The following is an 11,691-nucleotide window of genomic DNA, read 5'->3' as shown; positions in this document are numbered from 1 at the left end:
GGCCCCGGTCGTCCTCGTTCTTCCCGCCACGCGGTGCCCTGTCCCGTACGTACGAGAATGCCCTCGTGATGGCGACCGAAGGTGTGCCCGCCGTCCCGGTCCGCGTCTGCGCGGCCCTGGTCGAAGGCGGGCCCGCGGGCGACGGCGAGATCTGTCTCATCCGCCGGGAGCGGCTCGCCGGACCCCAGTACTCGTTGCCGGGCGGGCTCCTCCACCCGGACGAACAGGTGCCCGCCGGGCTGGCCCGGGAGCTGCGCGAGGAGCTGGGCCTCGATGTCGCCGCCCTGCCCGGGCCGCCCCGGCTGCTCCGGGTGCAGGACCAGGTCACGACACGGCCCGGCCGGTCCGGCACGTTCCGCCGCCTCCACCTCATCCATCTGCTGACCGTGCCCCGCGAGGTGCGCGCCGTCCTCCCGGCCGCCGAGCTGGACGCCGAGGACCTGACACGGGTGGTCTGGGTGCCCCTCGCGGAGGCCGCCGGGCTCCACCTCTATCCGGCGGCCGGACCCGCGCTCATCGAGTTGGCCGGGGTCGCCGGAGACGTGCTGCTCCCCCCGGTCACCGATGGGACGTACGCCTGGCGGTAGGGGCCCCGGCCTCAGGAGCGCACCCGCCCCCGTCGGGCCGCCGCCGCGCGGAGTATCCGTCGGCCCTCCGTGGAGACGTCGCGCACCTGGCGCAGGCCCGCCGCGGCGGGCGCGGCCTCGTCCATGGCGGCCAGCATCTCCAGGATCGCGGTCTGGCGGCCCGCCTCGCCGGCCAGCAGCGGGCCCGCGCCCGAGGGGTCGCCCGCCCGGCAGCGGGCCACCGGGTCCGGGGTCGCGGGAGCGGTCGTGTCGTGGCCGAGGTGGACCTCCAGGGCCAGCACCGAGCAGGCGTCGGCCCAGGCGCGCAGCTCCGGGCCCGCCCGGTCGTCCGGGGCGGCGGCGAGCAGGTCCCGGACGCGGGCGGCCGGTGCGCCGGGGTCCGCGGGGGTGTCCAGGGCGGCGCGGGCCTCGGCGAGGCGGGCGGGCCAGAGGCGGGGCTCGGCGCAGGCGGCCCAGAGCGGGCGCAGCGGGTCGGGGCCGGCGCCCGGGGCGGGCTGGGGCAGACAGCGTTCGAGGCAGGCGACCGCTCCGGCGGCGAGCCCGCGTTCGTCGGCGGCGGCGATCAGGTCGAGCAGGCTCATCGGCGTCTCCTGTCAGCCCTCCCCTACGTACCCCGTGCCGGGACAGGGAGGGGGCGCAGCGCTTCCTGTTATCGCATTCAGCGCCCCATGGCCGAAAAGCGTCACTGCCGATGGCTGATTACCGCCATCCCGGCCTCACTGCCCCCTGAGCGCCTCCGGCACCGTCAAGGTGCCGCTCGCCGCCCGCGCGGCCTGCATCGCCGTCAGCCTGCGGACGAACAGGATCGCCAGGACCGCCGCCACGACGTCCAGCGCGTCGCCGACCGCGACCAGATCGAGCCCGCGCACGATCTCGTCCCCGGTCTCCGCGTTGCCGTAGTAGCGGCCGGCGCCCCGGGCCAGGAGCTGCGCCGCGACCAGCGCCGCCCACCAGGCGTTCAGCAGCCCGCGCGAGGCTGCGGCCCGGCCTCCGGGGGTGCCGATCGGCGCGCTCGCCGTCCAGATGCCGCTCGCCACCCGGTACGGCAGCCAGAGGTTGCCGACGGGCACGAACCAGGAGCCGATCGCCCAGCCGGGCCGCATGGCGTGTGCATACGGGTCGAAGACCTCCGCGTTGCGCCGCACCCGGCGCAACCACACCAGGAAGACGACGGTCGCCGCCAGGAAGGTGAGCACCTGGAGCATGCCGGCGGACCCGTACATGTTGTCGGCGAGAGTCCACGCCTCGTCGTCGACCGCCAGGAAGCCGCCGTCCATCCCGTCCGCGAACAGCATGCGGAAGTGGACACCGGCGGCGATCGACAGCACGTCCGCGACGGCCACGGCGCCGAGCAGCACGCACACCGCCTTGCCGAGGCCCACCGGCGAGCGCAGCTCGTCCAGCCGGGACGGCGTCGGCATCAGACCGCCGGCCCGGGCCCGGTGCGTACCGGCGCACACGGCGCACCGCCCGTCCGCGGTGCCGGCCGGTCTCGTACCGCAGAGTGAACAGAGCATGGAAACGGACCCCCCCCCCCCCGGGATTCGGACGTCGACGCGAGAAGCGCGCGCGTCCCTCCCCGGACGACGCGGCCACCGGACCGTAGTGCTCCGCGGGCCGCGTTGTCCATGGTCAGGGGCCCTGCCCCGGCACCTCAGCCCGCGTCGATCTCCTTCGCCAGCGACTGGAACTCCGCATAGCTCGACTTCGGCTTGCCCGGGACCCACAGCTTCTGGGCCGTCGCCCGCAGCGGCATCCGGATGCCGGCGGCGACCTGCTCGGCGGTCTGGGCGTTCGGGAAGTCGCCCCAGACGGCGAACCGGCCGCCCAGGATCTGGTCCGAGTAGCGCTTCGGGACCGGGGTGGTGCCGCGCAGCACGAGCGGAGTCCACTGCTCGTAGATCCGCTTGCCGGTCGGATAGACGAAGGCGTTGGGCTGGCCGAGCACGTAGTACATGAACTCGTCGTTGAGGTTGAGGACCTTGCGGCCCTCGTGCAGGTACTCCTCCGGCGACCGGGCCCCGTACTCCTTGCCCGTCCAGTACTCGACCTCGATGTCCTTGTCGGCGCGCACCTCGCTGTCGCGGAACTGGCCGTCGTTCCACGCCTTCGGCCGCATGCCGCGCTTGCGGACCACCTCCGCCCGGTCGTTGAGCCAGCCGGTGGCGAGGTCGGCGATACCGGCCCCGGAGCCGTACTTCGCCACGGCCGCGCGCTGGAGCTGCGGGTAGGAGGCGGCCGGGTTGCTCGCCATCAGCGCCCGGTACTCGTCGCCGCCCAGGTGCCAGTACGCGCCGCCGAACAGCTCCGCGTACTCGCCCAGCAGCTCGTCGATCAGCTTGGCCGCGCCCGGCTCGGAGATGTCCAGCGAGCCGGTCGAGGCGACGCCGGAGACGTTGTGCAGCTGGAGGTCGGGGTGGGCGCGCAGCACCGCGCCGAGGTGGCCCGGCGAGTCGATCTCCGGGACGACCTGGATGTGCAGCCGGCCGGCCAGGGCGACGATGTGCCGCACCTGCTTCTTGGTCAGGTGGTCCGGGGAGACCACCTCGGGGTGCGTGTCGGACTCGATGCGGAACGCCTGGTCGTCGGAGAAGTGCAGGCCGAGCTGGTTGAGCTTGAGGTCGGCCAGCTCACGCATCCGGTCCTCGATCCAGGACGCGGTGTAGTGCTTGCGGGCGATGTCGAGGTTGAGGCCGCGCTGCGGCTTGTCCGGGCGGTCGCGCACCACGCCCTCGGGCATGGAGCCGTCGGCGCGCACGGACTGCTTGAGGGTGCGGGTGCCGTAGAAGACGCCCGCCTCGCCGGGTCCGCTGATCCTCACCCGCCCGTCGGCGGTGCGCAGGGTGTACGACTCCGGGCCGCCGGACGCCTTCGGGGTGAGGGCGAGCTCGACGTCACCGGCGCGGGCGGGCACCTCGCCCCGGTAGTGGATCTTCAGCTCGCCGGCCAGCAGCTTCCCCTCGTCGGCCAGCTTGCCGCCGCCCTTCGCGATGACCACCCCGCTGTCCTTGCCGGGCTTCCAGCCGGGCCCGTGGGCGGGGGTGTGCTCCCGTACGGCGGGGATGGTGCGGGGCGCCTTGGAGAGCGGGTAGCTCCGGGTCGGTGACGGGGCGGGGGAAGGGGACGACGCCGCACGGGACGTCTCGGGGCCGTTGCCGTGCTCGGTTCCGGAGCCGCCGCAGCCGACGAGGACGACGCCCGCCGCGGCCGCCGCCGTCACGGCCAGGAGGGCGCCGCGTGAGGATGCCATCAGTCAGAAACCTCCGGTTCGGGGGAAAGGGAGCAGAAAGGAAGCAGAACTGCCAGAAATCAGCACAGATGTAGGGAGGTAACCGGGCATTCTCCTCACACATCCGCTCGTCAGGCATCCCGAAACTCTCCCGTCCGGGTGAAATTCGCGCATCCTTCGCCCGCCCTTATCCCCGCCTCGCTAGCGTTGATCCCCCTTAATCTCTCCATTTCGGGAGCTCACGCTGTCCAGGTCCAGCGAGTCCCACGCCGGCCTTCCCGAGCAGCCGCCCGGGCCCGCCCTGCGCACCGCCGTGCCTGTGCAGAGCCGCGGCGCCGCACCCGCCTGGGACCTCCCCCGGTTCAACGCCGCGCCCGCACCCGAGGCCGAGGCGGCCCTGCTGGGGTGCTTCGGCAGCGCCGCCTGGGCGCGGCGCCTCGCCGAGCACCGCCCCTACCCGGACACGGAGGCGCTGCTCGCCGCGGCCGACGAGGCGGCCTACGACCTCTCCCCGCGCGAGCACGCCGAGGCGCTGACGGCGGAGGTGTCCCCGGGACTGCGGCCGGACGCGCCGCGCTCCGCCCATCTCGCGCTGGCCGCCGCCCACGCCGAGTACGAACGCAGGTTCGGCCATGTCTTCGTGATCTGCCTGGACGGCTATCCGCCCGACGAGCACCCCGACCAGGTGCTGGCCGGCATCCGGACCCGGCTGGCACACGAGGAGGACCGGGAGCGGGCGGTCACGGCGGACGAGATGCGGCGACTCGCCCGGGGCCGCCTGGCCGCGTTGGTATCGAGTCGATAACGGGTTGGGGGCGGGGTGCGCGGGCCGGATTCCCCGGCATGGAGGGGCCGAGCAGGGTCGCGGAGGGCTGTCCATAGCCCGTCCGTGCCTGTTTCGTTGCCACTTTGATCACACCGGAGGGCCCCGCGCGATCGAACCGACAATCCGTCGCTACGATGGCCGGGGCCGGTGGACCGTACCCGGCCGGGTCAGACCGACAGTCAAGCCGGCCGACCCCAATCCCCGCTCCCGGAGGGTTCTTCCGTGCCGGCTGGAACGCTGTACCGCGGCCGGGAAGGCATGTGGTCCTGGGTGGCTCATCGAGTCACCGGTGTCCTCATTTTCTTCTTCCTGTTCGTGCATGTCCTGGACACCGCCCTCGTCCGCGTCTCCCCCGAGGCGTACGACGACGTCGTGTCCACGTACAAGACGCCGATCGTCGCGCTGCTGGAATACGGCCTGGTGGCCGCGATTCTCTTCCACGCGCTGAACGGTCTGCGCATCGTCGCCGTGGACTTCTGGGCCAAGGGCCCGCGCGTTCAGAAGCAGATGCTCTGGGCCGTGCTGGGCATCTGGATCGTGCTGATGCTGGGTGCCCTGTACCCCGTGCTCGGCCACGCCGTACGCGAACTCTTCGGGAGCTGAGGCCCATGTCCACCGAGACTTCCGCGATCGGCGCCGTCGAAGGCGTCTCTCTCTACGACGTCGACAATCCGGCCCCCGTCATCGAGCCGCCGCGCAAGCGGACCGGCAAGACCCCCAAGGGCTCGCGCACCAACTTCGAGATGTACGCCTGGCTCTTCATGCGCCTGTCGGGCATCGTGCTGGTCGTCCTGGTCATCGGCCACCTGCTGATCCAGCTGGTGCTGGACGGCGGCGTCTCCAAGATCGGCTTCGCCTTCGTGGCGGGCCGCTGGGCCTCGCCGTTCTGGCAGGTCTGGGACCTGGCGATGCTGTGGCTCGCCATGCTGCACGGCGCCAACGGTCTGCGTACGGTCATCAACGACTACGCCGAACGGGACAACACCCGTTTCTGGCTGAAGATGCTGCTGTACACCGCCACGGTGTTCACCGTCCTGCTGGGCACGCTGGTGATCTTCACCTTCGACCCGAACATCCGCTAGGCGCCGGGCCCGAAGGACCAGAGGTAAACCATGCAGATCCACACGTACGACACCGTCATCGTCGGCGCCGGCGGCGCCGGCATGCGCGCGGCCATCGAGTCGACCAAGCGCAGCCGCACCGCCGTGCTGACCAAGCTCTACCCCACCCGCTCCCACACGGGCGCCGCGCAGGGCGGCATGGCCGCCGCGCTGGCCAACGTGGAGGAGGACAACTGGGAGTGGCACACCTTCGACACGATCAAGGGCGGTGACTACCTGGTCGACCAGGACGCCGCCGAGATCCTGGCGAAGGAGGCCATCGACGCCGTTCTCGACCTGGAGAAGATGGGCCTGCCGTTCGGCCGTACGCCCGAGGGCCGGATCGACCAGCGCCGGTTCGGCGGTCACTCCCGCAACCACGGCGAGGCCCCGGTCCGCCGCGCCTGCTACTCGGGCGACCGCACCGGCCACATGATCCTCCAGACGCTCTACCAGAACTGCGTCAAGGAGGGCGTGGAGTTCTTCAACGAGTTCTACGTCCTGGACCAGCTGGTCGTCGAGGAGGACGGCGTCAAGAAGTCCGCCGGCGTCGTCGCCTACGAGCTGGCCACCGGCGAGATCCACGTCTTCCGCGCGAAGTCGGTCATCTACGCCTCGGGCGGTACCGGCAAGTTCTTCAAGGTGACGTCGAACGCGCACACCCTGACCGGTGACGGCCAGGCCGCCTGCTACCGCCGGGGTCTGCCGCTGGAGGACATGGAGTTCTTCCAGTTCCACCCGACCGGCATCTGGCGGATGGGCATCCTGCTGACGGAGGGCGCCCGCGGTGAGGGCGGCATCCTCCGCAACAAGGACGGCGAGCGCTTCATGGAGAAGTACGCGCCGGTCATGAAGGACCTCGCGTCCCGTGACGTCGTGTCCCGCTCCATCTACACGGAGATCCGCGAGGGCCGCGGCTGCGGGCCCGAGGGCGACCACGTCTACCTCGACCTGACGCACCTGCCGCCGGAGCAGCTGGACGCCAAGCTCCCGGACATCACCGAGTTCGCGCGTACGTACCTCGGCATCGAGCCCTACACGGACCCGATCCCGATCCAGCCGACCGCGCACTACGCCATGGGCGGCATCCCGACCAACGTCGAGGGCGAGGTGCTGGCCGACAACACCACCGTCGTCCCGGGCCTGTACGCCGCCGGCGAGGTCGCCTGCGTGTCGGTGCACGGCGCCAACCGCCTCGGCACCAACTCGCTGCTCGACATCAACGTCTTCGGACGCCGCGCGGGCATCGCCGCAGCCGAGTACTCCGCGAAGAACGACTTCGTCGAGCTTCCCGAGAACCCGGCCCAGCAGGTGATCGACCAGGTCGAGCGGCTGCGCAACTCCACGGGCACCGAGCGGGTCGCGACGATCCGCCAGGAGCTCCAGGAGTGCATGGACGCCAACGTGATGGTGTTCCGCACCGAGCAGACGATCAAGACCGCGGTCGACAAGATCGCGGAGCTGCGCAAGCGCTACCTGGACGTGTCCGTCCAGGACAAGGGCAAGCGGTTCAACACGGACCTGCTGGAGGCCATCGAGCTGGGCAACCTGCTCGACCTCGCCGAGGTCATGGCGACGTCGGCGCTGGCGCGCAAGGAGTCCCGCGGCGGTCACTACCGCGAGGACTACCCCAACCGCGACGACGTCAACTTCATGCGCCACACCATGGCGTACCGCGAGGTCGCCGAGGACGGCACCGAGTCGATCCGGCTGGACTACAAGCCGGTCGTCCAGACCCGCTACCAGCCGATGGAGCGTAAGTACTGATGGCTACACCCACCCTGGACAAGGCCGACAAGGCTCCCGAGCCCGAGCCCGGCTTCGCCGACTCGCCGTACATCACGGCCACGTTCCGCATCCGGCGGTTCAACCCGGAGGTCTCCGCCGAGGCCCAGTGGCAGGACTTCCAGATCGAGATCGACCCGAAGGAGCGTGTCCTCGACGCCCTTCACAAGATCAAGTGGGACCAGGACGGGACGCTCACGTTCCGCCGGTCCTGCGCGCACGGCATCTGCGGTTCGGACGCCATGCGGATCAACGGCAAGAACAGGCTCGCCTGCAAGACGCTGATCAAGGACCTGAGCCCGGAGAAGCCGATCACGATCGAGGCCATCAAGGGCCTCACGGTCCTCAAGGACCTCGTGGTCGACATGGACCCGTTCTTCCAGGCGTACCGCGACGTCATGCCCTTCCTCGTCACCAAGGGGAACGAGCCGACCCGCGAGCGTCTGCAGTCCCCCGAGGACCGCGAGCGCTTCGACGACACCACCAAGTGCATCCTGTGCGCCGCGTGCACGTCCTCGTGCCCGGTGTTCTGGAACGACGGCCAGTACTTCGGCCCGGCGGCGATCGTCAACGCGCACCGCTTCATCTTCGACTCGCGCGACGAGGGCGGCGAGCAGCGCCTGGAGATCCTCAACGACCGTGACGGTGTGTGGCGTTGCCGCACCACCTTCAACTGCACGGACGCCTGCCCGCGCGGCATCGAGGTCACCAAGGCGATCCAGGAGGTCAAGCGCGCGCTGATCACGCGTCGCTTCTGACCCCCCGAGCACCTGAAGAGGCCCGGTCCCCCGCGGGGGACCGGGCCTCTTGCTGCGCCCCTGCGGTCCCGGACGGTACGGTCGTGCGGAACCGGTGGTCGGTTCACCCACCGCCGCACGGGGATGCGCGGGGGAACGAGAGCGGGGGAACGTTGAGCGAGCCGAATCCGTATGCGGACGACTCATACAAGTGGGGACCTTCCCAGCAGCCGGGAACCCCACCGGGCGCCCAGAACGGCCAGGGCTACGGCTACCCGGCGGGCGGCAACCCGGTCTACGGCTACCCGCAGCCGCTCTCCGGCCCGCCCACGCAGCCGCCGGGCTACGGGTATCCGGGGCAGCAGCCCCCTGGATACGGATATCCGGGCGCGGCTCCGGCGGGCGGCGGGACGCCCGTGCTGTCCATCGGGGACATCACGGTGATGAGCGCTTCGATCGTGACCCCGTCCGGGACGATGCCCCTCAGGGGCGCGGTGTGGACGGCGACGGACATGTCGCGCACCGAGGAGAAGATCCCGCCGGTCGCGATCGTGCTGGCGATCATCTTCGCCCTGTTCTGCCTGATCGGCCTGCTCTTCCTGCTGATGAAGCAGAAGCGGACGACCGGCTTCGTGCAGGTGACGGTGACCAGCGGGGGCCGTCACCACTCCACGATGATCCCGGCCATGCAGCCGGAGACCTTCCCGATGGTGATGTCCCAGGTCAACACCGCCCGCTCGATGAGCGTCTGAGTACGGGTCAGTGCGGGCACCCCGGTGACCGTGCGGCGGCACTCAGTCCCAGGCCGCCCCGCCCCGGTCCTCCGCGACCACCATGATGCGCCGCAGCATGTCGTTGAGCAGCGCCCGCTCGTCCGCGTCCAGGACGCCGAGGAGCCGTTCCTCCTCGTGCCCGAGGAAGGCCATCGCGCCGAGCCAGGTCGACCGGCCCTCGTCCGTCAGCACCACGTCCACGCGGCGCCGGTCCGTGGTGGACGGGGTGCGCCGGACGAAGCCGCGTCGTTCCACCGCGTCCAGCCGGCCGGTGACGGACGCGGGGGCGAGGTCGAGGTCGGCGGCCAGTTCGGACGGGGCCGCCGTGCCGCCGCGTCCGGCCAGCTTGTGCAGGGTGTCGAACTCCTGCCGGTCCAGGTCGAAATCGATGAGGGACTGCTCGCGCACCCGGCGCAGATGGACGGAGAGCTTCTTCATCCGGGTCACCGCGCCCTCGACATCCGGATCGAGCTCGGGGAGCACGGGTCTCCACCGCTCCACGTGCCCGTCGGTCCAGTCGCGTAGCTCCATGGCGCTCAGCCTACGCGGACGCCTCCGGCGGACGAGGTCCTTCGGAACCGTAATTCTCGTTGACGGGTACTTCGGTACCGAAATAGATTGCGGCCCATGGCCCACCCCTTAAGGACACGCTCGTTCCGGCTGCTCTTCATCGGACGCTCCCTGTCGATGCTGGGCGACGCCGCGATCCCCGCCGCGCTCACCCTCGCCGTCTATCTGGCCACCGGCTCGACCGGCGCCCTCGCCCTGGTGCTCGGATGCGCGATGGTGCCCAAACTGCTGCTGCTCCCGCTGGGCGGTGTCGTCGGTGACCGCTTCAACGCCCGCACGGTGGCCCTGACCACCGACCTCGTGCGGTGCGCGACCCAGCTCTTCGTCGGCGCCGAACTGCTCTCCGGCACCCCGGCCCTCTGGCAGATCGCCCTCGCCGAGGCGGTCGGCGGCGCCGCCGGAGCCTTCGCGATGCCGACCTCGGCCTCGCTGATCCGGGGCACCGTGGACGAGTCGGGGCTGCTGCGCGCCAACTCGCTGATGGCGGTGGCCTCCGGGACCGCGCGGATCGGCGGGCCGGCCGTCGCCGGGGCCCTGATCCTCACCGCCGGACCGGGCTGGGCGTTCGTGCTGGACGGCGCCAGCTTCGCGGTCAGCGCCGCCCTGCTGTATGTGATCCGGGTCCGCCATGTCCCGATCCCCCGCCGCTCCCTGCTCGGCGACCTGAAGGGCGGCTGGACCGAGGTCCGCAGCCGCGACTGGTACTGGACGAGCCTGATCGCGCACGCCCTCTGGAACGGGGCGGCGGCCATGCTGACCACGCTCGGCCCGGCCCTCTTCCTGCACGGCCCCGGCGGCAAGGGGAGCTGGGTCGTCCTGCTCCAGACCGGCGCGGTGGGCCTGCTGATCGGCTCGCTGGTGGCGAGCCGCGTCCGGCCCCGGCGGCCGGTCCTGGCCGCCAACCTCGCCGGCTCGCTGTACGTGCTGCCGCTCTGCCTGCTGGCCGCGCACGCCCCGGTGGCCGTCTCGCTCACCGCGTACGGGATCGCCATGGCCGGTCTCGGATTCCTCAACCCGGTCTGGGAGACCGCCGTCCAGTCCGCCATACCCGCGCACACCCTGGCCCGGGTGACCTCGTACGACTGGCTGCTCTCCTTCGCCGCGATGCCGCTCGGCTACACCCTCGCCCCGCTCGCCGCCTCGGCCTGGAACACGGAGGCCCCGCTCGCCGTGGCCGGGGTGCTGGCGGGCGCCGCCTGCGCGGCCACCGCCGCCGTGCCGGGCGTACGGCGCTTCGGGGCGCCCGCCGCCGGCGCGGGGCGGGAGGCAGGGGCAGCGGCCGGGACGACGCCCGCGGCAGGGTAGCGGACGCGGCCCGGATACGCTCGGGCCGTGGTGAAGGAAGAGAAGGACGCGAAGGCCGTCAAGGCCCCCCGGAGCGAGCAGACCCGTGCGCTGATCCTCGAAACCGCGCTCCGGCTCTTCCAGGAACGCGGTTACGACCGGACGACCATGCGGGCCATCGCCCAGGAGGCGGGCGTCTCGGTGGGGAACGCCTACTACTACTTCTCGTCCAAGGAGCACCTGGTCCAGGGGTTCTACGACCGGCTCGCCGCCGAGCACGCGGAGGCGGTGCGGCCGGTCCTGGACGCCGAGAAGGACCTCGCGGCGCGTCTGCGCGGGGTGCTTCTGGCCTGGCTGGACGTGGCGGAGCCGTACCGCCCCTTCGCCACGCAGTTCTTCAAGAACGCCGCCGATCCGGAGAGCCCGCTCAGCCCGTTCTCGCCGGAATCGGTCACCGCGCGCGAGGCGGTCATCGCCATCCACGAGCGCTGCCTGACCGGCTCCACCACCCGGACGGACCCCGAACTGACCCCGCTGCTCCCGCGATTGATGTGGCTCGCGCACATGGGCCTGGTGCTGTTCTGGGTGTACGACCGGACGGACGGCGCCGCCCGCAGCCGCCGGCTGGTCACGCGTACGGTCCCGATCGCCGCCCGCGCCCTGTCCCTGTCCCGGTTCCGGGTGGTGCGGCCGCTGGTGCGGCAGGTGCACGAGGTGCTGGAGGAGTTCCTGCCGGAAACGACGGCGCGGGCGGCCGGACCGGTGAAGTCCTAGCCGCCCGCGCACCGGTCGGAGCCGGC

Annotated in this window: 13 protein-coding genes; 9 read left to right on the top strand and 4 right to left on the bottom strand. The window is 71.6% G+C overall.

All coding sequences use genetic code 11. The features are described from left to right. Positions 1–68: 68 nt before the first annotated feature. Complete coding sequence (locus ABZ565_RS11980) at positions 69–587, top strand: NUDIX hydrolase (protein ID WP_361024101.1); 519 nt, start codon at positions 69–71, stop codon at positions 585–587. 11 nt (positions 588–598) lie between these two features. On the opposite strand, the gene ABZ565_RS11975 is transcribed toward ABZ565_RS11980, so the two are convergent. The 3 genes from ABZ565_RS11975 to ABZ565_RS11965 all read right to left on the bottom strand — a co-directional run bounded on the left by ABZ565_RS11975 (position 599) and on the right by ABZ565_RS11965 (position 3,837). After that, positions 599–1,168 carry a hypothetical protein gene (locus ABZ565_RS11975; RefSeq protein WP_361023940.1) on the bottom strand — a complete coding sequence of 190 codons (570 nt, stop codon included), beginning with the start codon at positions 1,166–1,168 and terminating at the stop codon, positions 599–601. Positions 1,169–1,303: 135 nt separating this feature from the next. Continuing rightward, positions 1,304–2,104, bottom strand: coding sequence for a DUF4328 domain-containing protein (locus tag ABZ565_RS11970; protein ID WP_361023937.1), 801 nt, complete (start codon positions 2,102–2,104; stop codon positions 1,304–1,306). A gap of 137 nt (positions 2,105–2,241) precedes the next feature. Beyond that, a complete protein-coding gene (locus tag ABZ565_RS11965) occupies positions 2,242–3,837 on the bottom strand; it encodes a glycoside hydrolase family 20 protein (RefSeq protein ID WP_361023934.1) in 1,596 nt (531 codons plus the stop codon). Between the two features lie 292 nt (positions 3,838–4,129). Between ABZ565_RS11965 and ABZ565_RS11960 the strand changes: the two genes are divergently transcribed. The 6 genes from ABZ565_RS11960 (at position 4,130) to ABZ565_RS11935 (ending at position 9,016) form a co-directional block, all read left to right on the top strand. Further along, positions 4,130–4,621 (top strand): 2-oxo-4-hydroxy-4-carboxy-5-ureidoimidazoline decarboxylase, encoded by a 492-nt coding sequence (locus tag ABZ565_RS11960; protein ID WP_361023931.1) that lies wholly within the window; start codon positions 4,130–4,132, stop codon positions 4,619–4,621. Between the two features lie 243 nt (positions 4,622–4,864). Next, positions 4,865–5,245, top strand: a complete 381-nt coding sequence (sdhC, locus tag ABZ565_RS11955) for a succinate dehydrogenase, cytochrome b556 subunit (protein ID WP_026242571.1) — start codon at positions 4,865–4,867, stop codon at positions 5,243–5,245. A gap of 5 nt (positions 5,246–5,250) precedes the next feature. Then, positions 5,251–5,724 carry a succinate dehydrogenase hydrophobic membrane anchor subunit gene (locus ABZ565_RS11950; protein WP_073964328.1) on the top strand — a complete coding sequence of 158 codons (474 nt, stop codon included), beginning with the start codon at positions 5,251–5,253 and terminating at the stop codon, positions 5,722–5,724. 30 nt (positions 5,725–5,754) lie between these two features. Further along, a complete protein-coding gene (gene sdhA / locus ABZ565_RS11945; RefSeq protein WP_361023927.1) occupies positions 5,755–7,509 on the top strand; it encodes a succinate dehydrogenase flavoprotein subunit in 1,755 nt (584 codons plus the stop codon). Next, positions 7,509–8,285 (top strand): succinate dehydrogenase iron-sulfur subunit, encoded by a 777-nt coding sequence (locus ABZ565_RS11940; RefSeq protein ID WP_361023924.1) that lies wholly within the window; start codon positions 7,509–7,511, stop codon positions 8,283–8,285. The genes sdhA and ABZ565_RS11940 overlap by 1 nt, the downstream gene beginning before the upstream one ends. A gap of 152 nt (positions 8,286–8,437) precedes the next feature. Continuing rightward, on the top strand, positions 8,438–9,016 hold the full coding sequence (locus ABZ565_RS11935) for a hypothetical protein (protein WP_361023921.1): 579 nt from the start codon (positions 8,438–8,440) through the stop codon (positions 9,014–9,016). Between the two features lie 42 nt (positions 9,017–9,058). Here ABZ565_RS11935 and ABZ565_RS11930 read toward each other — a convergent pair whose 3' ends face one another. Continuing rightward, on the bottom strand, positions 9,059–9,568 hold the full coding sequence (locus ABZ565_RS11930; RefSeq protein ID WP_361023918.1) for a MarR family transcriptional regulator: 510 nt from the start codon (positions 9,566–9,568) through the stop codon (positions 9,059–9,061). A gap of 96 nt (positions 9,569–9,664) precedes the next feature. Here ABZ565_RS11930 and ABZ565_RS11925 point away from each other — a divergent pair, with 96 nt between their 5' ends. Further along, positions 9,665–10,912 (top strand): MFS transporter, encoded by a 1,248-nt coding sequence (locus tag ABZ565_RS11925; protein WP_361023916.1) that lies wholly within the window; start codon positions 9,665–9,667, stop codon positions 10,910–10,912. Between the two features lie 27 nt (positions 10,913–10,939). Beyond that, a complete protein-coding gene (locus tag ABZ565_RS11920; protein ID WP_361023914.1) occupies positions 10,940–11,665 on the top strand; it encodes a TetR family transcriptional regulator in 726 nt (241 codons plus the stop codon). The last annotated feature ends 26 nt before the right edge of the window (positions 11,666–11,691 follow it).

This window comes from Streptomyces sp. NPDC016469, from assembly GCF_040632905.1.
Classification (GTDB): Bacteria; Actinomycetota; Actinomycetes; order Streptomycetales; family Streptomycetaceae; genus Streptomyces.
This window is presented reverse-complemented; position numbering and strand designations above follow the sequence as displayed.